This is a genomic window from Streptosporangium fragile, from assembly GCF_039534445.1.
Classification (GTDB): Bacteria; Actinomycetota; Actinomycetes; order Streptosporangiales; family Streptosporangiaceae; genus Streptosporangium; species Streptosporangium fragile.
The window spans coordinates 50,515-74,598 of sequence record NZ_BAAAVI010000024.1; the positions used below are offsets into that span (position 1 = coordinate 50,515).

A 24,084-nucleotide genomic window follows, 5' to 3' on the forward strand; every position below is an offset into this window, starting at 1 on the left:
TCAGGCGGCATGGTCATCTCCGGTGCTGGCCGAGCTGTACAGCAGCACAACCAGATCGTGTGTGGGGATCTTGATCTTTCGGCCGAGGCGCAGAGCCCGAGTTGGCCACTCCTTGCGGCGGATGAGGTCATAGGCCAGCCAGGGGGAGACACCGAGCACGGACGCGGCGGTCTCAACGTTCGTGGTGGCGCCGAGCGCTTCAATCGCCTCACGAGTCCAGGGCGTCTTCATGGCTAGGCGGCGCTGCCGTTCTGCTCCGCCCGCAGACGCTCGATGTAGTCCACAAGCGCAGAGCGGGGGATTCTGCGGGTCCGAGGACCGTCGATCAGGATCGATTCGATCGCGCCTGACTTGATCAGCGCGAACACCCGGCTCTTAGCGATCTTCAGCTTGGCCACCGTCTCGTCCACGGTGTAGACGAGTTCATCGTCGCTCTGCATGAGTCCTCCATGATTTCTGCAGGCTTCATGGCAAAGGGAAGCAGACCATAGGCCAGAGCGCAACTCCTGCAGGGTTCATGGAGATATGACGCAGCTCTTTTGAACTTGGCTGAACTTGCCGTACGGTCGGACCATGAAGCACCGAGGGTTGAGAGATCCGAACTGGACACCTGACGATCCGGAAGGGGATGACTACAGCCCACAAGAGCTGGAGAAGAACCTGAAGGAGTGGTTTGGTGGTGATCTCTGGCGCGTCTGGCACAGGGACGTGACAATCCCCGGAGCGGAGCTCTACGCCAGGTACACGAAGAATGAGCTGGGCCGCTTTGTGCTGTCCGGCCTGGTAATGCTTGGTGAGGCGATCCCTGCCGAAGTGCTGCGGAAGGTCCCTGTCGCAGCACTCGAAAACTCGATCAACATCAGCCAGGACACCGTACGGGAAGAGGTCGACAAGCTCCCACCTCTAAGGCGAACGCCAGGAATGGATCCCGTGGAGTTCTCCCGCCTGGTTGCCGAGCACTTCAAGACATGGAACCGGGCCGTTCCCCATCCCGCCGCCGCAATGGCCGCCGATGCAGATACGAAGGTGACCACGGTTCATGGATGGATCAGGGAAGCTCGCCTTCGAGGCTTCTTGCCTCCGGCTAGACGAGGTAAGGCCGACCTGGGGGACCGTTTCGAGCGCCAGCGAGAACTCGAAGAGGCACAAGCCGCCCTCGATGAAGCAAAGGCCGCTGTGAAGCAGGACCGCGAACGACTCAAGCAAGCGATCATCGACGCGGGCGGCGAGTACATCGAGGCCCCACCCCCACCCAAGGAGGAACCGTGAAACCGTACAAGGCGTGTTCCTGCCGCGCCCCCGAGACGGGCCGGCTCCTCGGCAACAAGTGCCCTGACCTCAAGCTGTACGAGACCGACAAGGACGGCGCTCCGAAGCTCGACAAGGCTGGCCAACCCCGGTGGCGGTGGAACGCCAAGCACGGCGCATGGTACGGCCGGTACGAGGCGCCGCGCTCCGCGGACGGCAAGCGCCGGCAGCCGCGAGTGGGCCCGTTCGCGACGGAGAAGGAATGCCTGACCGCGCTCGCCGAGGCACAGGGCCAGGTGAGCCGCGGTGAGCACGTCGACGACCGGAACCTGAAGGTCGGTGACTACCTCACTGACTACATCGCCGGCCGCCAGGCCGTCGAGGACGACTTGGCCAAGAGCACCGTCGAGAGCTACCGCGAGGCCATCGACCTGTACTTCAAGCCGGGCCTCGGGCACATCCGTCTCGTCGACCTGCGCGACCACCACATCCGCGAGCTGTACGCGGCCATGCGGAAGATCAACCGTCCGGAGGCCGACAACGACCCCTCGGACCTGATGCGACGGCTCGTCGGGGCGCGCGCCAAGCGGGACGGTCGCCGCTACTCCACCCGGCCGCTCACTCCGGCCCGGATCAAGCGGATGCACGCCGTACTCTCCAAGGCGCTCAACGACGCCGTACGGGCCGGGAAGATCACACGGAACCCGGCGTCAGTCGTCACCTTCGGCAAGGCGAGGAAGGCCAAGCCGCTGCTGTGGACGGCCGAGCGCGTCGAGCGGTGGAAGGAGACCGGCAAGAGCCCGGCCAAGGTGATGGTGTGGACACAGCACCAGACCGGCGCCTTCCTCGACGCCGTCGAGGATCAGTGGCTGTATCCGCTGTTCCACCTCGCGGCCTACTGGGGGCTGCGCCGCGGCGAGCTGGTCGGTCTCGAATGGGCCGATGTTGGCCTCGACACCCGGCGCGTGCACATCCGCCAGGCGCAGCCCGACGACGAGCTCGACGACACCAAGACCGAGAACTCCGACCGCGTCATCACGATCGATGAGGACACCGCGGCCACCCTCCGGGCATGGCGCAAGCGGCAGCTCGCCAAGCGCCTGGAATGGGGTGAGGCGTGGGTGGATTCCGGCCGGGTCTTCACCCGGGAGGATGGCTCTGCCCTCCGCCCCGAGTACGTCTCTGAGCGGTTCGGCACTCTGACGGCGCGGGCTGGCCTGCCGCCCGTCCGCTTTCACGACCTCCGCCACGGCGCGGCCACGATGCTGCTCGCCGCCGGCGTCCCCATCAAGGTCATCTCCGAGATCCTCGGCCACGCGACTGCGGCCTTCACGAGCGACGTCTACACGTCGGTGGCCGAGGAACTCGCCGAGCAGGCCGCTCAGGCGATCGCCGCCTTCGTGCCGCGCCGGAACCGAATCTGACCGCCTGTGCCATCTATGTGCCATCAGGGAGCCGAAGTGATCGCTGAAATGACGAAGGGAGCCCGTGATTTCTCACGAACTCCCTGGTCACAGCGGAGGCTCGGGGATTTGAACCCCGGATGGGCGGTAAACCCAAACCGCATTAGCAGTGCGGCGCCATAGACCTGACTAGGCGAAGCCTCCTGGTTGCCGTGTGGCTCAGCACAGAGTACCGGCCATCCGGCGAGGCGGCAAAGCGGTTGGCTGTCGCGTCGTGAGAGGGAGGTTCGGGGAAGTTATCCACAGGTAGTGGACAACCCGGTCCACATCTGTGGACAAACGTGTGATCTCCCTGCGAGGGAGGGGGAAGAGCCTGTGGATTACCGCTCTGCGAGACGCCGGATCCCGGTGGGCGGCCAGCGAGAAGGCCCCTCTCCCCGGGGCGGGAGAGGGGCCTTGAGGTGATCTCGGAGATCAGGCGCGGTTGGCCTCGCCCTCAATCTCGATCTTGACCTTCTTGCCGACCAGGACGCCGCCGGTCTCCAGGGCCTGGTTCCAGGTGAGGCCGAACTCCTCGCGGTCGATCTCGGCCGAGATCGAGAAGCCCCACAGCTCCTGGCCCCACGGGTTGGTGCCGGCGCCGCCGTACTCGACGGTGAGCTCGACCGGCTTGGTGACGTCACGGACGGTGAGGTCACCGAGCACGGTGAAGGTGTCACCGGAGTGACCGACGACGCGGGTGCTGCGGAAGGTCAGCTCGGGGAACTTCTCCGCCGCGAGGAAGTCGTCGCTGCGCAGGTGACCGTCGCGGTCGGGAGCGCCGGTGCTGATGCTCGCGGTCTTGATCGTGAGTTCGGCGGAGGACTCCAGCGGGTTCTCGGCGATGGTGACGCTGCCGGAGAACTCGTCGAAGTGACCGCGGACCTTGCTCACCATCATGTGCTTGACCACGAAGCCGATCCGGGTGTGGGCGGCGTCGAGGACGAAGGTGCCGGGGGTGGGAATCTGGAGGCTTTCCCAGGTCCGAGTGGTCATGATCTGCTCCCGAAGAGGTCTTGCCGAATGGATGCTTGCGTCAACAGATTTCTACATGAGGAATATTCCTCACGTCAACTACCGTCGGATACAGTGTGAACGTGATCCCCTTTGACGATCCCCGGCTGACCGCCATGGGCCTCCTCGCAGAGACGTATGCCGGCATCTCGGCGAAGACGCACCAGTCGTTCGCGACGGCAGGGCTTTCGGAGATCGACTTCGAGACCCTGATCAGGCTGGCGCGCTCGCCGGGGCAGCGCCTGCGGATGAGCGACCTGGCCGCGCAGACGGGCCTGTCGACGAGCGGGATGACCCGGGTCGTCGACAGACTGGAGCGCGAGGGGCTGGTGGCGAGGCAGTCGTGTGCCACGGACCGGCGGGCCTCCTACGCGGCCATCACCCAGGTCGGCACCGACCGGCTCAGCGGCGTCATCCCGCAGCACCTGACCGACATCGAGACCTGGTTCACGGGGCTTCTCACGCCCGAGCAGCTCGGCACCTTCCTCGACGCTCTCAGGACCATCCGGGACGCCGTCCGGCCATGCGCCACCGCAGGCGCGGAGACGGCCCTCCCCGAAGCCGACCGGCGGCACGCCGACGCCGGAACGAAACTCATCCCCGCCGAGTGAGGGCCCGTCCCGTCCGGGTGATCCGCCGGGGTGGAGACCCCCGGCCAGCCGCTGGTCCGCTTCCGGTCCACCCTGGCGGAGGAGCGGTGGAGCCGCCCCGGCGAGGGATCGGATCCGCGTACCGCGACGGGCGTCAGACCTGAGGTTCCAGACGGCGCGACTCGGCCAGGACGAGGTCGCCGCGGAGTTTGGCCATCGCGCGGGAGACCGTGCTTTTGACCGTCCCGACGCTGACGCCCAGGGCCGTGGCGATCTCCGACTCGGTCATGTCCTCGTAGTAGCGCAGCATGATCGCGGCACGCATCCGGGTGGGCAGCCGGTCGAGGGCCTGTTCGACCCGCTCGGGCAGGTAGGCGAAGTCACCGGTGAGAGCCGGCTCGGGAAGCTCCGCCGACGGGTACTCCTCCAGCTTGCGCCGCCGCCACCAGGAGATGTTGATGTTGACCATCGCCCGGCGCACGTAGCCGTCCAGTGCCGCACGGTCCTGGATGCGGTCCCAGGCGAGGTAGGTCTTGACCAGGGCCGCCTGGAGCAGGTCCTCGGCGTCGCTGGCGTGCCCGGTGAGCTGGTAGGCCACGCGCAGCAACGCCGGACCGCGAGCAACGACGTACTCGCGGAATTCCTCGTGGGTCCCGCCGGTCACCGCGATCACCAGCCTGCGCTCCGGGTGCGTAACGTGGTCAGAATCGCAGCCCGAGCCCATAGTGTGGCTGAACCGGAATCTATGTTTCGTCCCGTCAACGGCAAAGATCGGCTTCGATGGGCGGCGGAGCACGTAAGAACCGCTGGGGAGTGTTTTGCCCACGGATGGGGGCCGATGCCTTCTACGCAGGAGAGGAACTTTCATACCTGGTCGGAGACCTGGCGTCATTATTGGCCGAGCGACCAGCGGGATGCCGCGAAGCATGTGACGCTGGCTGCGACAGCTTGCAGAACCTGGGGAGCGACGATGCCCTATCGCAGCGCCGATCGCCGCCGCGCGCTGGCGGCGGCCGCGCTCGGCCGGACCGTGCAGGAACCCGGGCCGGTCTCCGAGGAGAGTGAGCCCTTCCACGCGATCAGCGGCACGGTCATCGACGTCAGCCCGCACCTGATCGTCATCGACACCCCGGACGGCCACGAGGAGCGGCTGGTGATCGCACCGTGGGCGACCGCCTGGCGCGGCGAGGCCGTCAACCCGGCGGATCTGCCGGTGGGCGCCAATGTGATCATCAAGGCACTGCGGTCGGGCCGGGTCGTGGACCGGATCTGGGCGGACATCACCCGGATCACCGGGGTCATCCAGGCCGTCGGCACCGAGAGCAAGGATCGCACCCTGGAGCTGCACTGCGGGCCGCACCGGGGGCGGCGCACGGTCGTCGTCCCCTACCGCGCGTCGGGGCGGTTGCAGGTCCGGCATCCGAAGTTCGAGCCCGGCTACCTTTTCGACGCCATCGGGGTCCGCGAGGACGGGGTGGCCCACGCGAGGCTGCCGGCCACCTCCCAGCCGCCCTATCGGTGGACGGCCGTGCCGCCGCCGCCCACCGGCTACGGCGGCGTGCAGTCGCGAATATCAGGTACGGCCACCTGGTCCGACACCTTCGACGTGGAAGAGCAGGGTGTGGCCTATCCCATGTTGGAGCGCTCGGACGCGGCCTGCGACGACGCGGGGATCTCCTGCACCGGACTGCCCTACCTCGCGCTGGGCTCGATGCTCAACGTGCGCAACGTGTGCTCCGGACGCACGTCGGTGCTGCCGGTCGTGGCATGCGGATGCCTGGCCGGCCGGTTCTGCGACCGATGCCTGGAGTGCGGCACCTCCCCCCGCGGCCGGATCGTGGAACTGTCACCGAGATCCTTTGTGGAACTCGGCGGAGACCTGACCGCGGGGTGCTTCAACGCCCGGGTGGGAATGGGGTGACACCGATGCTGACGACGATCGCCACCGCACAGCTGCCGGTCCTGGTCCTGCTGCTGCTCGCCGGCACGGTCGCCAAGATGTGGACGGCCACGCACGAATCCGAGCCGGGCGCGTTGAGCAGACTCGGACCGGCTGTGCTGGTGGCCGAGCGCTGGCGCACGCCCGTGATGCTGGCCTGCGCGCTCGGCGAGCTGTTCCTGGTGGGCGGCATGCTCGTGACCGGGCATCCGTTCTTCTGGTGGAGCGCGGTCGCGTTCTTCGCGCTGTCCACATACGTTCTGTGGGAGTTGCGACGCCGGCGCCCGGATGTGGGTTGCGGCTGCTTCGGCGAGGTCAGCGCCATTCCGGTGGGGTGGCGGTCGTTGGGCCGGACGGTGGTGCTGACCGGCATGTCGGCGGGCCTGCTCTGGACTCCGCAGGTGCCCGGCTGGAAGACGCTGGCCGGTCTGGGGTGGGATCATGTGCCTGCCGCGCTGGCCGGCCTGGCGGTGCTCCTCGCGCTCTCGCCGGAGGTGGAGGAGACGGTCGCCCGGCTCCGCTACCGCGCCCCCTGCGAGCAGCGGCGCCTGAACCCGGCCACCGCCCTCGGCCGCCTGCGGGCGAGCACGGTCTGGCGCTCGCATGTCGGGCTGCTGTCGAGCCCGGATCCGGTCGACAGCTGGCGGGAGCTGTGCTGGCGGTTCTTCGTCTACCCGGGCCGGAGCCCGGCGGGCGACCCGGTGGATGTGGTCTTCGCGGTCTACCTCAGCGGACGGCATCCGGCGGTGCGGGTCGCGCTGGTCGACTCCGACGGGCAGCCGGTGGCGGCCGAGCCTCTTCTGGAATCTACTCCCATATCGGCCGGACGCTAGACAGCCCTAGTTTCCCCTAGCGCCTCTCCGCCTCGACGATCGAGCTCTATACGGCTCTCTAGCTTCCCCACTAGAGAGCCGTATAGAGGATTATGGGAGCTGGCGACAGTATATCGAACACATGTTCAGATCGGCTGGGAACGCAGGAACTTTCCGAAGTGCGGCACGGTGAATGCGATCAGGCCGCGTTCCGCGCTGTAGATCAGTCCTTTCTTGATGAGACTGTCGCGGGCCGGGGAGAGGCTGGACGGCTTGCGACCGAGCCCTTCGGCGACCTCGGCCGTCGGCACCGGCTCGTCGCCGATGGCGGCCATGGCGTGCATGTAGTCACGCTCGGCGGGGGTGGCCCGCTCGTAGCGGCTGCCGAAGAACCCGACCGCGAGCTCCTCCTCGGCTTCGGGAGCGGAGACCCTGATGTCGTCGGCGGTGATCGGGCTGCGCAGCGCCAGGTCCCACGCGACCTTGCCGTAGGCCTGGACGAAGTAGGGATAGCCGTCGGCCGCCTCGTAGAGCGCGTCGAGAGCCTCCTGGGTGAACTCCACCCCCTCACCCTGGGCCGGGACGATGAGCGCCAGATCGGCCGCCTCGCGGTCGAGCCGGTCGATTCTGGCGTACCGGAACAGTCGCTCGGAGTAGCTCTTGCTGGCGGAGAGCACGCCGGGCAGGTGCGGCAGCCCCGCGCCGACCACGATCAGTGGGCCACCGCTCTGGGAAAGCTCGTGGCAGGCCGCGCAGAGGGCCGAGATGTCGGGGGCCGGCACGTCCTGCATCTCGTCGATGAACAGGGCGATGCCGACACCCAGGTCGGTGGCGACGCCGGCGGCGTCGACGAACAGCTCGGTGAGGTCGATCTCCAGGTCTCCGGAGTCGGCGCGGCCCCGCTGCGCGGGCACGTCGATCGCGGGCGACCAGTGCGAGGTGCCCTTGGCCGCCGACGGGTCGCGCATCGCGAAGGCCTTGAGCACGCCGAGGAACTCCTCGATGCGCTCGGGCGCGCGGTGACGGGGGGCCAGTTCGCGGACGGCCATGTGGAGCGCGGCGGCCACCGGGCGCCGGATCGACTGGTCGGGCCGGGCCTCGATCTTCCCGGTGCCCCACAGCCGTTGCATGGCCATCGACTTGAAGGTGTTGAGCAGGACGGTCTTGCCGACGCCTCGCAGCCCGGTCACCACCATGCTGCGCTCGGGGCGCCCGCGGGCCACCCGCTCCAGGACGATCTCGAACTGCTGCAGCTCTCGGTCGCGCCCGGCGAGCTCTGGGGGGCGCTGCCCCGCACCGGGGGCGTAGGGATTCCGCACGGGGTCCACGCTCTCGGACTTTATGACGGGATATAGCGGCCGACGTAGATTTCCGTAGAAAGCGCTACGGCGTGTCGCACCGTCTTCGACCGGCGCCCTGGGCAGCGGGGCGCGGACCGCCGGCGGCGTCGCGACAGTCGCCATGGCACACCCCTTCACCTGGAAGAACGTCGTCCGAACCCGTGTTCGATCCGGTGCCCATGACTGTAGCGCGGGTTCGAACACAAGCGCGATACGTTTCGATGAAAAGCTCCGCCAAGAACGTGGACCACCACCCCACCGCTGCCCCAGGCGGCCATGAACCACCGCCCTCTCCGGCCGGCCTCCGGTCGGGGCCACCGCCGTCTCCGGCCGCGAACCACAATCGCGGTCAGTCCCGGACGGTGAGACCCATCGAGCGGGCGGTTCCCGCGACGATCTTTTCGGCCTGGTCCAGGTCGGCGGTGTTGAGATCGGGCATCTTGGTCCTTGCCACCTCCCGCAGTTGCGCGCGGGTGATCGTGCCGGCCCGCTGGTGCCCGGGGCGCGGGCTGCCGCCGTCGAGGCCGAGCGTCCGGCGGATCAGGGACGCCGTGGTGGGCATCTTGACCGCCAGTTCGAACGAGCGGTCCTCGAACACCGTGACGACCACGGGGACGACGAACCCACGGCGATCCTGGGTGGCGGCGTTGTACTGACGGCAGAACTCGACGAGGTTCAGGCCCAGCGGCCCGAGGTCCTTGCCGACGGCGGCGGGGCTGGCCTCACCCGCCGGGAGCTGCAGTTTCGCGGTCCGGCTGACCTTCTTCTTCGACATGCCCGCAACGGTAAAGTCTCCCGTAACTGGAGGCTCAAGCTGAATAATCAGGCCATGAGCTACACGATCGGACAGCTCGCCAAGCTCTCCGGGCTGACCGTGAAAACGATCCGCTTCTACTCCGACACCGGAGTGCTCCCCGAGCGTGGCCGCACGCGGGGCGGGTACCGCCTGTACGAGGACGAGGACCGGGTACGGCTGGAGCTCGTCCGCACGCTGCGCGAGATCGGCGTCGATCTGGCGACCATCAGGTCGCTGGGCGAGCGCGACCTGCGCCAGGTGCTCTCGCTGCACCTGCGCGCGGTGGAGGCGCAGATCACGTCGTTGCAGCGGACCCGGGCGGTGCTCCGGGCCACGTTGGAGCGGGACACCCCCTCTGACGACGACCTGCGCCGGCTCAACGCGCTCGGCCGGCTCGGCGCGGCGGAGACGGCCGCGCTGGTCAACGAGTTCGTCGACGCCGTCTCAGGAGGAAACGCGGCCAGGGAGGAGTGGCTCGGCGGCCTGCGCGCGGCCATGGTGCCCGACCTCCCCGAGGAGCCGAGCGTCGGGCAGCTCGACGCCTGGCTGGAGTTGACCGAGCTCCTCGCCGACGACGGCTTCCGCGCCTCACTGCGCGAGACGGCCACCGGCTTCTGGCGGAACGCCGCCGCGATCGACCCGACCGCCTGGCACGAGGCCAACGCCCTGGCGACCCGGAAGGCGCTGGCGGCGGTGCGCGAGGGCGTGGACCCCGGATCGGCGGCCGCCGCGCCGGTGGTGACCGAGATCCTCTCACTCCTGGCGGAGGCGCAGGGACGCACCCCCGAGGCCGTCGCACGGGACTACGCCGGACATGATCCCCGGGCGAGCCGATACTGGGAGCTGATGGCGACGCTCGACGACGCACCTTGGCCGCCCGAACCCGTGGTCGCCCATGAGTGGATCGGCGCCGCGGCCGCTTATCACGTCGCGTAATCGATCAATACAATTGATGATTGTCGCTTTTGTCTGATTTATAGAGTTTCGTCGAGGAGACAAACGGGGGGACGTCACAGTGGGAAGCTCCAGATTCGTGACCCGTACGAGAGCGGTGCTCGCGGTGTCCGCCGGCTGCCTGTTCGCGGCCGCCTGCGGCCCGGCCACCTCACATCCCGCCCCACCGGCCACCGCGGCGCCGGCCTCGGCGACCGCGTCCTCACCGGTCCCGCCCCCTTCGCCGACACCCCCGACCGGCTCGGCCACCCCGGAGCCGGCCACCGCGACGCCGGCGCCCACCGGCCCTCCGAAGTTCTCCGCCACGATCTCCAGGGTCGCCCGCGACCGGCTGAAGTACTCCTGGCGGCCCGGCTGCCCGGTCCCGGTCCGCGACCTGCGACTGGTCACCATGACGTACTGGGGCTTCGACGACAAGCCACACACCGGCGAACTGGTCGTGCACAGGGACGCGGCCCAGGACATCGTCTCGATCTTCGGGCGCCTGTACGACTGGCGCTGGCCGATCCACAAGATGGAACTCGTTGACGTCTACAAGGGCAGCGACTTCGAGTCCATCGACGCCGACAACACCTCGGCCTTCAACTGCCGTCCGGCGACGGGATCGAGCAGCTGGTCCCAGCACGCGTACGGCCGGGCCATCGACATCAACCCCCGCGAGAACCCGTACGTGTCCAGTGACGGCTCGGTGGCGCACGCGAACGCGCGGAAGTTCGCCAGGCGCCCGGTGAAGGCCCCCGGCGTGATCAACCCTGACGACCGGGTGGTCAGGGCCTTCGAGCGAGCCGGCTGGGAGTGGGGCGGCTACTGGTCCGGGATCAAGGACTACCAGCACTTCTCGAAGAGCGGCGGCTGAGACCGCGCCGGTCGCGGAACCCCGCATGGTCCGGACACCCCGCGTGGACGCGCGCCTTCGCCTGGACGCGTACCTGCCCGGCCGCGGCATCCGCGTGGCGGAATTTCCGGAATAGAGCATATTTCTGGAAATAGCGATTTATCGGAAATTCAATGGATCATGGAAAGGCCGGTGGGACTTCGAAAGCCCAGGGGTTCGGAAACTCCCCGGCTCGCCGGGCGCGGCGGGATCCCCGGGCGTGACAGAGTTCCCGGGCGCGGCAGGATCCCCGGGCGCGCGGAGTGGTGACCTGTTCCCGGGGGCGCCGGACCGGCTGAGGCATCATTGGTCCATGACGGCCGGGGACGGTGACGGCTGGGCCCAGTGTGATCGCGGGCACCGGCACCGGGGTGTGTACGGAGCCTCGGGACTGCTGGCCGTCCACCACGACGCCGCCGGCCGGGCGCACGTCCTGATGCAGGAGCACTCCCCGGGGAGCCACCACGGCGGCATCTGGGGCCTGCCGGGCGGCGTCCGCGACAGCCACGAGGACGCCGTCGCGAGCGCCCTGCGCGGGGCCCGTGAGTCCGCGCTCGACGGCGCCGGCCTGCGGGTGCAGGGTGTCCACCTGGACGACCACGGCGGGTGGTCGTTCGAAACCGTGATCGCCGAGGCCGCGGAGCTGCTGGAGGTGGTCCCGGCCGGCGGCGGGGGCCCCGGTCTGCGCTGGCTGCCCGTCGAGGAGGTCACCGCCAGGAGGCTCCACCCCGGATTCGCCGAGACCTGGCCCGCGGTCAGCCTCGCACTCCCCCCTTCCCTGGTCGTCCTCGACATCGCCAACATCGTGGGCGCCCGCGCCGAGCACGGCTGGTGGCGGGACCGCCTCGGGGCCGCCGCCAAGCTGATCGCCGAGATCGGCGCCCTCACCACGGTCGGCTTCACCACCCCGCCGGGGCACGTGCCGCCCCTGTCACGCTGGTTCCCCCGGATCACCGCGGTCGTCGAGGGCGCCGCCCGCGGCACCGCACCTGTCCCCGGGGTGTCGGTCATCGCCGCCCCGGGCAGCGGGGACGACGCCATCGTGCGGGCCGCGCGGGAGACCCGCCCCTGGGAGCGCGTCCTGGTCGTCACCGCGGACAAGGGGTTGCGCGAGCGGGTCACGGAGCTGGGCGCCGCGGCGGCCGGACCGCGATGGCTCCTGTCACAGCTCTGAACGCTCCGTGTGGAACGCCTCCGGAATCTGGCACGATGAGGCGCATGCCCGAGCTTCGGACCGATCAGCAGAGTGCCTGGGCCGATGAGGAAAGTCCCCTTCCTCCAGACTCCTGGGGGCGTGCGAGTTCGCCGAGGCGCGCTCTCCCCTGGGGGTTCGCGCTCGTCATCGTCCTCCTGGTGGTGGGCAGGTTCACGCTCACGCCGTACCTGACGGCGCCCGCGCTCCAGACCTGGGCCACGATCTTCGTGGCGATCTGCGTGCAGGCGCTCCCGTTCCTGGTCTTCGGCGTGGCCCTGTCCGCGGCGATCACCGCGTTCGTCCCGGCGTCGTTCTGGACCAAGGCGCTTCCCCGGAGCCCGGCCGCCGCCGTCCCGGTCGCCGGGGTGGCGGGCGCGGTGCTGCCCGGCTGCGAGTGCGCGTCCGTCCCGGTCGCCTCGGGGCTGATGTCCAGGGGCGTGACTCCGGCCGCGGCGCTGGCCTTCCTCCTCGCCTCACCCGCGATCAACCCGGTCGTGCTGATCGCGACCGCCGTCGCCTTCCCCGGCCAGCCGCTGATGGTGCTGGCCAGGTTCGGCGCGTCGCTGGTCGTGGCGGTGCTGGTCGGCTGGCTCTGGCTGCGGTTCGGCCGGAGCGAGTGGCTGCGCATCCCCGCCCGCCCGCCGGGCGACGGCCCGAAATGGGTGCAGTTCGGCGAGGCGATGCGGCATGACCTGTTGCACGCGGGCGGGTTCCTCATCGTCGGGGGCCTGGCCGCCGCCACGCTCAACGTCACGGTGCCCCGCGAGTGGCTGACCGCGATCGCCGAGGTGCCCTGGCTGGCCATCCTGGTCATGGCGCTGCTGGCGGTGCTGCTGTCGATATGCTCGGAGGCCGACGCGTTCGTCGCGGCCTCGATGACCGCGTTCTCCCCGACCGCGAAACTGGCCTTCCTGGTCGTCGGTCCGATGGTCGACCTGAAGCTGATCGCGCTGCAGATCGGTACGTTCGGCAAGGCCTTCGCGTTCCGGTTCGTCCCGCTGACCTTCACGCTCGCCGTGCTGGTGAGCGCCCTCACCGGATGGTTGCTGCTGTGAACCGTGTGACCCAGAACCTGGTCCTGACCCTGCTGGGCTGCGCCGTACTGCGAATCTCGGCGTTCTCCACGACCTACCTCAACTACGTCAAACCGGGCTTCCGCCCCTTCCTGATCGGCGCCGGGGCGGTGCTGGTGATCCTCGGCGTCGCCGGACTGCTCCAGGCCTCCCGCTCGAAGGAGTCCCCCGCCGGGGACGAGGCGCACGGGCGCGACCACGCGCCGGAGAAGCCCGCGCATGCCGGCGCGACGGGCGAACACGCGCACGACCATGCGACGGGCGAACACGCCCGTGAGCACGGCGACGGGCAGGAGAGGCACGCACACGGCCACGCGCACGGCGGTCCCCGGGTCGCGTGGCTGATGTGCCTGCCGGTGTTCGCCATCTTTCTGGTCGCGCCGCCCGCGCTGGGTTCGTTCGCCGCCGCGCGGGACGACACCCCGCCGCCGCGCGAGGAGGTCCTCAGCGCCTTCACCCCGCTGAGCGGCGACGGCCCGGTGGACATGCAGATCGGCGAGTTCATCGGCCGGGCCTGGGACGACGAGAAGAAGTCCCTCACCGGCCGTGAGGTCAGGTTGACCGGCTTCGTCGTCCCGGCCAAGAAGAAGGGGCAGTGGTACGTCACCCGAATGCAGATCGCCTGCTGCGCCGCCGACGCGTTCCCGCTGAAGGTCGCGGTGAAGGACCTCCCTGCCCCGCCCGCGGACACCTGGGTCGAGGTGACGGGCACCTGGATCCCGCAGGACTTCGGCAAGATGCCCAACGGGGTGGTCTACCCGCAGATGGCCGGCAAGAGCCTCACAAGGATCGAGGCCCCCGACGAGCCCTACGAGTAGGCCGGGCCCCGGACGGGGCCCGGCTTCGGACACGGACCGGCCCTGGACGCGAAGCAGCCCCGGTGGCGGGCCGGCCTCGGTGGCGGGCCGGCCTCGGTGGCGGGCCGGCCCCGGTGGCGGGCCGTGGATAGGAGGTCAGGCGCGGGACGGCGCCAGGTCCGGGATCACCTTCCGATTCAGGTCTCGGGTGGCACGGTGGAACAGCCAGTAGCTGACCGCCGCGACGACGAGGAAGAGCAGCCGGGCCGCTCTGGGGATGTCGAGGACGAGCAGGCCGTCGTTGAGCGAGTGGAGCACGGCCGCCCCGGCGAGGGCGGCGACCACGGAGGGCGTCACGGTGACCCGGCCGCGGGCCTGCCAGACGCCGAAGACCACCGCGCAGACCAGGCCGGTCCAGGCAAGGTGGCTGAAGGGGGTGGTGAGGCCCCGCAGGAAGAGGACCGTGCCCGCCCCGACGACGCCGTCGTCGGCGTGGAGGCTCTTCCAGGCGTACGACATCGACTCCATGATGGCGAAGCCGGTGGCGCAGGAGAGGCCGAGCGCGACCCCGGCGGCCTTGGTGAGGTGGCGGCCGGTGAGCGCCACGGCGAGGGGCGGGACGAGTTTCGCCGGCTCCTCGATCCACCCGACCCGCAGGATCGAGGGACCGTTCTTGTCAGGGATGAGAACCGAGTCGAAATACCCGCCGATCAGGAGGGCGACGCCTCCGCCGAACAGGAACATCCCCGCCAGGGTGATGGACGGCACGCTGACGCCGATCGCGGTACGGTCGTGAATGGCGAGCAGGAGGGCAACGGGCCCGGCGGCGGCCCCGTAGAAGAAAGCCGCCGGCAGGACCGCCTGGTTGCCGACCGACTCCATCATGGCGATGAGCGAGAAGGACAGTGCGATCATGGCGATCCACACTCTGAACCATCTGTGGCGATAAAACCGTAAATGCTCTCGCATGGGGGGTAATTCCCCGGTAGAGATTGTCCGAATTCGGGCGAATAGTCCATCTTTAACTAAAGATCGACTCTGCCATGATGACCGCGCCGATCACCATGAACACCACCGGCACCAGCCACCTGCCCGACCGCTCGACCAGGGCTATGACCTTGCTGTGCGACCCGAGCCATGAGGCCGCCACACACCAGACCGCGACGAGCACGGCGAACACGGCCACCGTGACGAGGGTGGAGGCCGGGCCGATCGTGCGGAACATCGGGGTGTAGACGGAGACGTTGTCGGCGCCGTTGGCGACGGTCACGCCGGCGATCGAGAGCACGCCGGAGGCCACCGGCGTCGGCTCGTCGTCGCCGTCCTTCGCCGCCCTGACCAGCTCTCGCACGCCCAGGCCGAACGGCACCAGACCGAGCAGCCCCGTCCAGCGGTCCGGGACCACGGTCAGCCCGAGGGCGGCCACCGCGGAGACGGTCACCAGGGCGGCGATGCCCGCGTACTGGCCCGCGACGATCTGCCAGGCGCGGGGGACGCCGCCCGCCCGGGACGTCAGGAACAGCACCGTGAGGATGATGATGTCGTCGACGTTGGTGCCGGCGAAGACGGCGACGGCGGTAGCGATCGTTTGACCCACCGGCGCATTATGTCTTCTCCGGGACCGGACCCCCGGAGGCCGGAGCCCCGGAGCCCCGGAGGCCGGACGCCCCAAGAGCGGGACGCCCCGGAAGCAGGACTCCTCCGACGACCGGTCGCCCGGCCCACGGGCGGAGAGCCGTCCGCGCACCGGCCGGAGCCTCTACCGTGCCCGGGGTCTGCTCCGTCCGGGATCCGGGACCGAAGGCAACCGCAACCGCAACCGTGGCCGTGACCGTGGCCGACCGCAAGGTATGGGGGCTATGATCACGTTCATCCGCTCCTGTCGGCCGCCCGGAGACCGCACGTGGGCTATCCGCAGCAGTACGGCCAGCCGCCGCGGGGCGATACGGGGCGAGGACTGGCCGCCATACTCACCATGGTCGTCGGCCTGACCATCGGAACCGTCATCGTCGTGTTCATGGTGCTCAACCCACCCTCCGCGCCGCCGAGCACCCCGTCGAGCAGCGGCGTCGCGCACTCGGAGACCGAGGTCCGGCAGACCGCGCAACCGGCGCTCGACGCCTACGCCGAGGGGGCGTACGGCGACTTCTGGGACCTGTGGACCTCGGAGGCACAGGGGCTGATCGCCCGTGAGGAGTACGTGAGGCTGTTCACCGTCTGCCCGCCGTCAGGACCGGCCTCCCCCTTCACGATCGACGCCGTCTCGATCTCCGGTGATGAGGCGACGGTCCAGGCGAGCCGGCCGGGGAGCACGACCGACTTCGAGTTCCGCTACGAGAAAGGCGCCTGGCGGTACGTGCTCCCGCAGGAGGAGGAAGCGGAGTACGAGACCAAGACGGTCGACCAGATAGCCGAACAACGCCGGAGCGCGGGGACGTGCGGCACCGCGCAGCCCTCTACCGACACCGGCACACAGACCCCCGGCACCGATACACAACCAGGCACCGGCACGCAACCAGGCACCGGCACACAGACTCCCGGCACCGGCACGCAACCAGGCACCGGCACCGGAACCGGCACCGGCACCGGCACCGGCACCGGTGAATGGAATCCGGGTACCGGCCCGGGCGGGGGTTCCACGGGTACGGACCCCGATACGGGAAGCACCGGCGCCGATCCCGGTACGGGAAGCACCGGCATGGGCTCGGACGCGGAAATCCCCACCCAGCCTGCGGGGTCACCGCAATGATCTATTCCGTCCCCGGAGTCGTGCCCATCCGGGACATACAGAAGTGGTGCCATAACCGGGAATTCACGGCTACTGTCAAACGTATGGCTTCCTCCATGCCGGCCTGGCGAGACGGCACAGGATCAGAAAGACCATCATCGAATGATCACGATGTCACCAAAAAAGAATCGGATTCGGTTCCACTCTGGTTGGCACATCTTCAGCCCAGGGAAGGGCAGGAAGCAATCAGCACATCGGCCTCTGACACCTCTATCACCATAGAGCTGGATAAAGCGGATTATGAAGCGCTCGCCCGTAAAGCACGGCTGACCGGAAACAGGATCGCCGACGTGATCCACACGGCCGTCCAGCGGGAGATCGGCAACAAGCCGCATGTGATCACCTTGATGCACCGCTGGAACCTGCACCGGGAAGACCTCGACATGGCGGCCGAGTCCCTCGGGGTCGACCAGCTCTCCGAGACGGAGTGGCGCCAGATCGGCATCCGTGGATTCCGGAGGAGCCGGCCATGATCCCCGGCCGGGTGCTCGACGTCAGCGCGTTGGTCGACATCGCGGTGGCCAAGACCGAATACTCGCGGAGCGTCGCCGCCATGTGCCTGTTCCGCGGAGGCGGGATATGCGTTCCCGCCACCAGCCTGGCCGCCGTGCTGTCCATCTCCCCGATGTCGACCCAGGTGGAGCTGTTCGAGCTCGTCACGACACCCGGTGTGCGGATCGACGACTTCACCCACGGAAAAGTCGGGGACATCGCGGAGATCCTCGACGGCTCGCGTGACATCACCGCGGGCCACGTCGTCTGGTGCGCCCGCGCCACCAGGTGGCCCATCCTCACCGACCGCGGGGCGGAACTGATGCAGTACGACCAGCACATCGAGATCGACCCCCTGCCGTAGGGGCCGACCGCCGTACCGAGAATCGCCGACACGCCGAGGGCACCCACCGAGCCGGCGCCCAGGAGATCCGAACCGGCTGGACGGGGCCGTCGGGCCGCGCCCCATCGGGCGAAGCCGTCGAGCCGGAAGCCACTGCGCCCGGCCCGCCGGCCGGGAACGGCCCACCGGGCGAACACCACGGCCCCGGCGAACACCACGACCCTGACGGACGCCACGGCCCCGGGCGAGACCGCCGGCCGCGCGTCGCTTCGTGGCCGAGAAGCAGACTCGGCATCACACGTGCACCATCGCTTTTCCGGGCCGGGCGTTTCACACTGGGAAGGTGACGTTCGAAACAAGGCGCATCAAGCTCGACATTCCCGACGAACCAGAATATGCCCCGGTACGCGATATGCACGGCCGCACGGTCACGGTGTTCGCGTCCACGGAGATCAATGGTGAGCGATCGCTGAAAATCGACGGGCGCACATTGGCACTGCGGAAGGTGGGCGTGGACGAGGACGCCGACGGCCCGATGGACGTCTACCGGGCCGAGTCGATCTCGGGCCCCTCGTACTGACACGCCGTCCGGCTGCCGGAAACCACACCGGCCGGCCATCCCGGCCGACGGGTGCGCCGGCCGGAAGCCATGCCTGCCGAGACCCGCGCCGGCCGGAAGCCACGCCGGCAAGGAGCGCGCAAACCAGGTTCCACCGGCGAGGAGCGCGCGAACCAGGGCCCATCGGGGATGGAACGCGCAAACCATGGTTACCAGCGAGTAACGCGCGAACCAGGTCTCACAGGTCATGGAACTTCCATTGAGAAAAATCTACATTGGCCAATGTAGACATCCTCTTCTTGTGGAGATAGCGTTTGTGTCGTCGGACGGGGAGGAATCCCCGGGCGGCATACGACGGAGTCAGATGGTAAGACCGCCGGGCGTGACGGGATCAGGAGTGAAGAGGGCCCGAGCCCGGCGGACCGGGCAGCCACGCCGGCTCCCCGGACTAAGAGAACCGAGAAAGAAAGGAGAGTTAGACGCCATTTGGCCCATCCGCCACGGTCGAGTCGATCGTGCGGGTGCCGAGTCCCACAGGATGGAAGGTGGTCTCCGGTCACTGACGTACATCCTCGCACCGCCGCCGGTCTCCGGCCCGTAGGTGCATGAAGACGAGCCGACCCGATGGTCGGCAGATGGTGTTGAACTCTTCGGGCCCCGGTGCGCACAGGCGCCGGGGCCCCTGATGTGCGTTGTGGAAGGTGCGATGGAACCAGGCGAGCCAAGCGAGCCGACTCTGTCCGACAAGCTCGACGACGACCACTACCCTGCCTACACGATGGGCCAGGCCACCGAGATCCTCGGTGTCACCGCCGCCTTCATGCGCAGTCTGGGGACGGCCAACCTGATCGAGCCGCTCCGTTCGCCCGGTGGTCACCGGCGTTACTCCCGCTACCAGCTGCGCCTGGCCGCCCGAGCTCGTCGCCTGGTCGACCAGGGCACCCCGATGGAGGCGGCCTGTCGCATCATCACTCTGGAAAACCAACTCGCCGAGGCCATGCGCCTCAACGCCGAACTGCAGCGGCGCACCCATCCGTCCCACGGGTCGCCGACTCCCTGACCGCCCCGCACCCGATCGGGCCGCCCCCTCCGCGTACGCGGCCCCACGCATTGATCACCCTCAGGCTCTCCGTCCCGGACACCGGGACGTGAGACGAGTCGGCCGCGGGCGGAGAGAGCGATGGTCCCGTTCGACGACCGCATCGGCATAATTGCCCGGTCGGCACGGCGGCGGGACGGGGATCGGGCAGTGTGGATCATCGAAGCGCTGGACGCGCTGCGGGGGATGCCGTACGCGGTGGTGCTGCCGGTGGCCGCGCTGCTGGCGTTCGCCGAGTCGGGGCTCGGCGTCGGCACGCTGTTCCCCGGGGAGACGGCGGTGGTCGTCCTGGGCACCGCGGCGGTCGGCACCCCGCGCTTCGCGCTCATGCTGGCGGTGGTGGGAGTCAGCGTGTCGGCGGGCGACCACGTCGGCTACTGGCTGGGGCGCCGTTACGGCGAGCGGATGCGGGAGACCTCGGCGGTGCGCAGGCTGGGCGTCGAGCACTGGGACCGGGCCCTGGCCGCGCTGCGCAGGCACGGCGCCGCGGCCGTGTTCCTCACGCGACTGGTCCCCGTGGTCCGGACTCTGGTCCCCGCCGCCGCGGGCGCGTCGCGTGTCCCATACCTGCGTTTCCTGCCCGCCTCACTGCTGGGCGGCCTGGTGTGGGCAGGGGTGTACGTCGGCATCGGCGCGTTCGCCGGCGCCTCCGCCCGGCACCTCGAAAGCCTGGTCGGCCGGATCGGCTGGATCGTCCTGGCCGTCGCCTCGGCCGGTCTCGCCGCCGTGCTGTGGCGGCGCCGCCGGCAGAGGGCGGCCGCGGGCACGCAACCGGCCGGTACGACGGCAGGAGCGGACACGCCGTCCGCACGATTCACGCTGCCGTGACCGTTGCGTGGTCGCGCAGGTCAGCGTGTCGAGTGGAACAGGCCCCCACCGGGGTCGTTTCCGCCAACGCGTTGTTCCGCAAACTGCGATTACCGGTACGGTCTCGCAATCAAGGGTCGAAAGCAGCGCTTACCGTACACTGGTCAGCCGTCCTGCGGCAGCGGCTACGTCCATAGGTGGTAGCAGAGGTGGAGTTCCGGGTTCTCGGTCCCATCGAGGTGCGCGGCGACGACGGACTCCCCCTCGACCTGGGCGGACAGCGCCCCCGCGCTGTCCTGGCCCGGCTTCTGGCGGCACGGGGGACCGTCGTCTCCACGGATGCGCTGATCGCGGACCTGTACGGCGACACGCCTCCCAGGGGGACGCGGACCACGCTGCACTCGTACATATCGAATCTGCGCCGCGTCATCGAGCCGGAGCGAGCGCCGCGCGCCCCTGCCCGGCTTCTCCTCGCCTGGTCACCCGGCTACCTGCTGGCCGCAACGAACGTCGACGCGACCCGCTTCACCGAACTGGTGGACGGCTCGGAGTCGGGTCCGCCCGGGGAGGTGCTCGTCTCCCTGAACGAGGCGCTCGGGCTCTGGCGTGGTTCGCCGTACGGGGAGTTCGCCGACGAGCCATGGGCGATCACCGAGGTGAACCGGCTGCGCGAACTTCGCCTGGTCGCGGTCGAGCGGCGCGCTCAGGCGTTGCTGGACCTCGGCCGCCCGCAGGCCGTGATCGGCGACCTCAGGGCCGAGACGGCGGAACATCCACTGCGGGAGCGGCTATGGTGCCTGCTCGCCGTGGCGCTGTGCCGCACCGGCCGTCAGAGCGACGCCCTGTCCGTGATACGCCAGGCCAGGGACATGCTCGCCGAGCAGCTCGGTCTGGACCCCGGGCCCGAGCTGCGGGCGTTGGAGGACGACATTCTCCAGCAGGCCGACTCACCCCGGCCGGCGACCTCCGCCGCCGTCGGCAGGCAGCGGGAGTTCGCGGAGCTGAGGACGCTGCTGGACCGGACGGATCGGGATGGCATCGCCATCGCCGCGGTGAGCGGCGAACCGGGCATCGGCAAGACTTTCCTCCTTCAGGCCCTGCATCGCCACTGTGATGATCTGGGGTATCTCGTCCTTTCCGGAGGCTGCCACGAGACACAGGGGGCTCCGCCGCTGTGGCCGTGGCTCCAGGTGTTGCACGCGCTCGACCTCGTCTGCCCACCGCCCGACCGGTCGGCGCTGGCCGGGCTCCTGGACGAGGAGGCCCCCGCCGGCTCCACCGAGGCGGCGAGGCTCCGCCGCAGCCAGGCCATCGCCCAGTGGCTCGCCACGGCCGCACGCACCCGGCCACTGCTGATCATCTTGGACGACCTGCACTGGGCCGACCCCGCCTCGCTCGAACTGCTCAGGGACGTGGTCATGCTCGCCGAAGGCGCGGCGGAACCCACGCCCCTCACCCTGGTCACGGCCTTCCGGGACGCGGTGTTCGCCGGCGCCGCGGCACCCGGTGGCATGCTCCGCAACAGCACAAGCGGCCTCACCGTGGACGAACTACTGGGCCGCGTCACACGATACGGACTGCTCCGGATCCGCCTCACCGGTCTGGGGGCCGACACCGTACGGGCCATCGCCGCGGAGATGGGCACGGACCTGGACGAGCCGACCGCCGACCGGCTGACCACGCGCACCGGCGGCAACCCGTTCTTCGTCCGCGAGAGCGTGCGGCTGCTCGCCCAGGGCCGGACCCTGGACGCGGTCCCCGAAGCGGTGGCGGACCTGATCCGCCGGCGGATCGGGATACTCCCACCGGAGACCGGTGAAGTCCTGAAGGTCGCCGCCGTGATCGGCCGAGTCTTCGACCCCGCGGTCGTCGCGGAGGTCAGCCGGGTGGAGGCGTACGACCTGCTGGACCAGGCGGCGCGGGCCGGGCTGATCGTCGCGCAGGGCAACCGGATGGCCTTCGTGCACGACCTGGTGTGGGAGACCCTTCTCGGGGACATCCCGCCGCTCCGCAAAGCGACATTCCACCGCGACGTGATGACCTCATTGGCCTCCCGTCCCGGTAGCGACGTCGCGGCGATCGCGCATCACGCGGTCGAGGCCGGCCCGGCGGCCTACCGCGAGGCGGTGCGCTGGGCACGGGGCGCGGCCGAGCAGGCGAGCCTGCGCATGGCCTTCGAGGAGGCGGCCCGGTGGTGGGGCCGGGCGATCAACGCGCACGGCGCCTGCTCCGGTGACCCCCTCGACCATGTGGAGCTGCTGCTCCGTCAGGTCCGCGCCCTGCTTGACGCCGGAGACCTGCTCGGGGCCCGGAAAGCTCGGGCCGAAGCCGTACGCGCCGCCGACCGGGCCGGAGCGGGGCCGGAGCTGACCGCCCGCGCGCTGACCGCGCTCGACGTGCCCGCGAAATGGACACTTCGCGACCCCTATGAGGCGGTGGAGCTACAGCTCGTGCACCGTTTCGAAACCTGTCTGCGGACGCTGCCGGCTGCCGACAGCCCCGCACGCGCCCGGTTGCTGGGCGGCCTGGCCCAGGAACTGTACGACGGGACCGGCAACCCCCTCTGCGACTCCCTTTCCGCCCAGGCCGTGCAGATGGCCCGCCGTCTGGACGACCCGCTCCTGCTGATGGGGATGCTCAACGCGCGGCACCTGGCCCTGCCCCAGCCTCTTCATGTCGACGAGATGCGGGACATCACCGACGAGATCCATGCACTGGCACTGCGGATGGAGACACCCGGGTTCGAACTGCTCGCACAGCTGATGTACACCAACGCCAGGCTGGAGACGTTCGACGTCGAAGGCGCGGATCACGCCGCCACCCGCTGCGACACGATCCTGGAACGGCTCCCGCTCCCGTGGCCCCGCTTCCAGCACACCATGTGGCGAGCCGTCCGGCTGGTCCTGGGCGGCCGATTCGACGACGCGGACACCATGTACAGCGAGACCAAGCGCCAGGCGAGCCGGATCGACATGTGGCACGCCGACGGCCTCATCGCCATGGGGCGCGTCATGCTGCACTACCACCGGGGCACCATCGCGGAAGCCGGACCGTTCATCGACGCCACCGCCGGTTTCCATCCCTCCATGGGGAGAGACGCCCGGATCCTGCAGCTGTGCGCCCAGGGGCGGGTCTCCGACGCGCGAGAGCTGGCACATGACGGCTGGCGGACACCGCCCAAGGACTGGTCATGGCTGAACACGAGCTGCCTTCAGGCGGCGGCCCAGGCGGCCCTCGGCCATGTTCCCGCCTGCCGGTCGAGCTACTCGACGCTGCTGCCCTACAGCGGGCGCGTCTCCGCCTGGTCGGGGGTGATGTGCGTCGGGCCGGTCGACTGGTACCTGGCCCTGCTCGCCGCCGCCATGGGCGACTCCGACACGGCACGACGCCACCTCGCGCTGGTGGCACAACTGGCGGACCGGAACGGGCTGGCCTGGTGGCGGGACCGGGCCGCGGCGGGCGTGACGCCGTGATCCGACGCGACCTCGCGAGCGGGGTCGCGAGCAAGGCCACGCACGACCAAGACAGGCCAAGAGCACTCAAGAAGACCCCAATCGGTGACCACCAGGATGTGGGCAGGGCCGCAGAGCGCGGCCCCGTACAACCGGATGGGGGATACGCCATGCGCGGCATTCTCAAGATCGACGACCTTCCCGCCGGCGTCTCCGAGCTCACGGGCTCGGACCTGGAGACCGTCGCGGGCATCGACATCGTCCTGGACGACGGCAGCGTGATCTCGGCGGGCATGAGCCCCGGGACGGGATACGTGTCCACCTCCTACAACAACGGGAGGAGCACCGACACCCTCCCCGCCGACCGCTGACCTGCGTCGACCCGCCGCGGTGACCGCGGCCCGGTCCTGGCGGTGACCGGCCGGGCAGGGTCGCACCGGTCACGGACCGAACAGACGGGAGCCGGCGTC

General features: G+C 69.5%; 26 protein-coding genes and 1 tRNA gene. 18 read left to right on the forward strand and 9 right to left on the reverse strand.

What is annotated here, in order from left to right:
* Both ABD841_RS17980 and ABD841_RS17985 read right to left on the reverse strand, forming a co-directional pair.
* The gene (locus ABD841_RS17980; RefSeq protein WP_344972853.1) at positions 1–231 is read right to left on the reverse strand and encodes a hypothetical protein; all 231 of its coding nucleotides are present in this window, start codon (positions 229–231) and stop codon (positions 1–3) included.
* A gap of 2 nt (positions 232–233) precedes the next feature.
* On the reverse strand, positions 234–440 hold the full coding sequence (locus tag ABD841_RS17985; RefSeq protein ID WP_344972855.1) for a helix-turn-helix domain-containing protein: 207 nt from the start codon (positions 438–440) through the stop codon (positions 234–236).
* A 133-nt stretch (positions 441–573) separates the two neighbouring features.
* On the opposite strand from ABD841_RS17985, the gene ABD841_RS17990 reads away from it, so the two are divergent.
* Complete coding sequence (locus tag ABD841_RS17990; protein ID WP_344972857.1) at positions 574–1,269, forward strand: hypothetical protein; 696 nt, start codon at positions 574–576, stop codon at positions 1,267–1,269.
* Positions 1,266–2,672 carry a tyrosine-type recombinase/integrase gene (locus ABD841_RS17995; RefSeq protein ID WP_344972859.1) on the forward strand — a complete coding sequence of 469 codons (1,407 nt, stop codon included), beginning with the start codon at positions 1,266–1,268 and terminating at the stop codon, positions 2,670–2,672. The genes ABD841_RS17990 and ABD841_RS17995 overlap by 4 nt, the downstream gene beginning before the upstream one ends.
* A gap of 93 nt (positions 2,673–2,765) precedes the next feature.
* Here the strand turns inward: ABD841_RS17995 and ABD841_RS18000 are convergent.
* Both ABD841_RS18000 and ABD841_RS18005 read right to left on the reverse strand, forming a co-directional pair.
* Positions 2,766–2,855: transfer RNA gene (locus ABD841_RS18000), tRNA-Ser, on the reverse strand.
* A gap of 270 nt (positions 2,856–3,125) precedes the next feature.
* Positions 3,126–3,686, reverse strand: coding sequence for a YceI family protein (locus ABD841_RS18005; protein ID WP_344972861.1), 561 nt, complete (start codon positions 3,684–3,686; stop codon positions 3,126–3,128).
* Positions 3,687–3,787: 101 nt separating this feature from the next.
* Here ABD841_RS18005 and ABD841_RS18010 point away from each other — a divergent pair, with 101 nt between their 5' ends.
* Entirely contained in the window at positions 3,788–4,315 is a 528-nt protein-coding gene (locus ABD841_RS18010; RefSeq protein ID WP_344972863.1) for a MarR family winged helix-turn-helix transcriptional regulator, read from the forward strand.
* 133 nt (positions 4,316–4,448) lie between these two features.
* On the opposite strand, the gene ABD841_RS18015 is transcribed toward ABD841_RS18010, so the two are convergent.
* Positions 4,449–4,967, reverse strand: a complete 519-nt coding sequence (locus tag ABD841_RS18015; protein WP_344972865.1) for a SigE family RNA polymerase sigma factor — start codon at positions 4,965–4,967, stop codon at positions 4,449–4,451.
* A 297-nt stretch (positions 4,968–5,264) separates the two neighbouring features.
* On the opposite strand from ABD841_RS18015, the gene ABD841_RS18020 reads away from it, so the two are divergent.
* Both ABD841_RS18020 and ABD841_RS18025 read left to right on the forward strand, forming a co-directional pair.
* On the forward strand, positions 5,265–6,215 hold the full coding sequence (locus ABD841_RS18020) for a hypothetical protein (protein ID WP_344972867.1): 951 nt from the start codon (positions 5,265–5,267) through the stop codon (positions 6,213–6,215).
* Positions 6,216–6,220: 5 nt separating this feature from the next.
* Positions 6,221–7,066, forward strand: a complete 846-nt coding sequence (locus ABD841_RS18025) for a MauE/DoxX family redox-associated membrane protein (protein WP_344972869.1) — start codon at positions 6,221–6,223, stop codon at positions 7,064–7,066.
* Positions 7,067–7,191: 125 nt separating this feature from the next.
* Here ABD841_RS18025 and ABD841_RS18030 read toward each other — a convergent pair whose 3' ends face one another.
* Positions 7,192–8,373: an AAA family ATPase gene (locus ABD841_RS18030; protein ID WP_344972871.1), complete on the reverse strand. Its 1,182-nt coding sequence runs from the start codon at positions 8,371–8,373 to the stop codon at positions 7,192–7,194.
* Positions 8,374–8,734: 361 nt separating this feature from the next.
* Positions 8,735–9,160, reverse strand: a complete 426-nt coding sequence (gene rplK / locus ABD841_RS18035; RefSeq protein ID WP_344972873.1) for a 50S ribosomal protein L11 — start codon at positions 9,158–9,160, stop codon at positions 8,735–8,737.
* Between the two features lie 54 nt (positions 9,161–9,214).
* On the opposite strand from rplK, the gene ABD841_RS18040 reads away from it, so the two are divergent.
* From ABD841_RS18040 to ABD841_RS18060, 5 genes are all read left to right on the forward strand, one after another.
* The gene (locus tag ABD841_RS18040; protein WP_344972875.1) at positions 9,215–10,117 is read left to right on the forward strand and encodes a helix-turn-helix domain-containing protein; all 903 of its coding nucleotides are present in this window, start codon (positions 9,215–9,217) and stop codon (positions 10,115–10,117) included.
* A 97-nt stretch (positions 10,118–10,214) separates the two neighbouring features.
* The gene (locus ABD841_RS18045) at positions 10,215–10,991 is read left to right on the forward strand and encodes a M15 family metallopeptidase (protein WP_344972877.1); all 777 of its coding nucleotides are present in this window, start codon (positions 10,215–10,217) and stop codon (positions 10,989–10,991) included.
* Between the two features lie 331 nt (positions 10,992–11,322).
* Positions 11,323–12,183 (forward strand): NUDIX domain-containing protein, encoded by an 861-nt coding sequence (locus tag ABD841_RS18050; RefSeq protein ID WP_344972879.1) that lies wholly within the window; start codon positions 11,323–11,325, stop codon positions 12,181–12,183.
* A 44-nt stretch (positions 12,184–12,227) separates the two neighbouring features.
* Entirely contained in the window at positions 12,228–13,259 is a 1,032-nt protein-coding gene (locus ABD841_RS18055) for a permease (RefSeq protein WP_344972881.1), read from the forward strand.
* Positions 13,256–14,095: a TIGR03943 family putative permease subunit gene (locus tag ABD841_RS18060; RefSeq protein WP_344972883.1), complete on the forward strand. Its 840-nt coding sequence runs from the start codon at positions 13,256–13,258 to the stop codon at positions 14,093–14,095. Before ABD841_RS18055 ends, ABD841_RS18060 begins: the two co-directional genes overlap by 4 nt.
* A 135-nt stretch (positions 14,096–14,230) precedes the next feature.
* Here the strand turns inward: ABD841_RS18060 and ABD841_RS18065 are convergent, their stop codons facing one another.
* A complete protein-coding gene (locus ABD841_RS18065; protein WP_344972884.1) occupies positions 14,231–14,989 on the reverse strand; it encodes a PrsW family glutamic-type intramembrane protease in 759 nt (252 codons plus the stop codon).
* 106 nt (positions 14,990–15,095) lie between these two features.
* Positions 15,096–15,671: a cadmium resistance transporter gene (locus tag ABD841_RS18070; protein WP_344972886.1), complete on the reverse strand. Its 576-nt coding sequence runs from the start codon at positions 15,669–15,671 to the stop codon at positions 15,096–15,098.
* A gap of 306 nt (positions 15,672–15,977) precedes the next feature.
* Between ABD841_RS18070 and ABD841_RS18075 the strand changes: the two genes are divergently transcribed.
* From ABD841_RS18075 to ABD841_RS18110, 8 genes are all read left to right on the forward strand, one after another.
* Entirely contained in the window at positions 15,978–16,823 is an 846-nt protein-coding gene (locus tag ABD841_RS18075; protein ID WP_344972887.1) for a hypothetical protein, read from the forward strand.
* Between the two features lie 83 nt (positions 16,824–16,906).
* Positions 16,907–17,335, forward strand: coding sequence for a hypothetical protein (locus ABD841_RS18080; RefSeq protein WP_344972888.1), 429 nt, complete (start codon positions 16,907–16,909; stop codon positions 17,333–17,335).
* Positions 17,332–17,718: a hypothetical protein gene (locus ABD841_RS18085; protein WP_344972889.1), complete on the forward strand. Its 387-nt coding sequence runs from the start codon at positions 17,332–17,334 to the stop codon at positions 17,716–17,718. The genes ABD841_RS18080 and ABD841_RS18085 overlap by 4 nt, the downstream gene beginning before the upstream one ends.
* Before the next feature lie 322 nt (positions 17,719–18,040).
* Positions 18,041–18,277 carry a hypothetical protein gene (locus ABD841_RS18090; RefSeq protein WP_344972891.1) on the forward strand — a complete coding sequence of 79 codons (237 nt, stop codon included), beginning with the start codon at positions 18,041–18,043 and terminating at the stop codon, positions 18,275–18,277.
* Between the two features lie 685 nt (positions 18,278–18,962).
* On the forward strand, positions 18,963–19,316 hold the full coding sequence (locus tag ABD841_RS18095; RefSeq protein ID WP_344972893.1) for a MerR family transcriptional regulator: 354 nt from the start codon (positions 18,963–18,965) through the stop codon (positions 19,314–19,316).
* Positions 19,317–19,505: 189 nt separating this feature from the next.
* Complete coding sequence (locus tag ABD841_RS18100) at positions 19,506–20,183, forward strand: DedA family protein (RefSeq protein ID WP_344972894.1); 678 nt, start codon at positions 19,506–19,508, stop codon at positions 20,181–20,183.
* A gap of 188 nt (positions 20,184–20,371) precedes the next feature.
* Positions 20,372–23,635, forward strand: a complete 3,264-nt coding sequence (locus ABD841_RS18105; protein WP_344972896.1) for an ATP-binding protein — start codon at positions 20,372–20,374, stop codon at positions 23,633–23,635.
* A gap of 149 nt (positions 23,636–23,784) precedes the next feature.
* Positions 23,785–23,985, forward strand: coding sequence for a hypothetical protein (locus ABD841_RS18110; RefSeq protein WP_344972898.1), 201 nt, complete (start codon positions 23,785–23,787; stop codon positions 23,983–23,985).
* Positions 23,986–24,084: the final 99 nt, after the last annotated feature.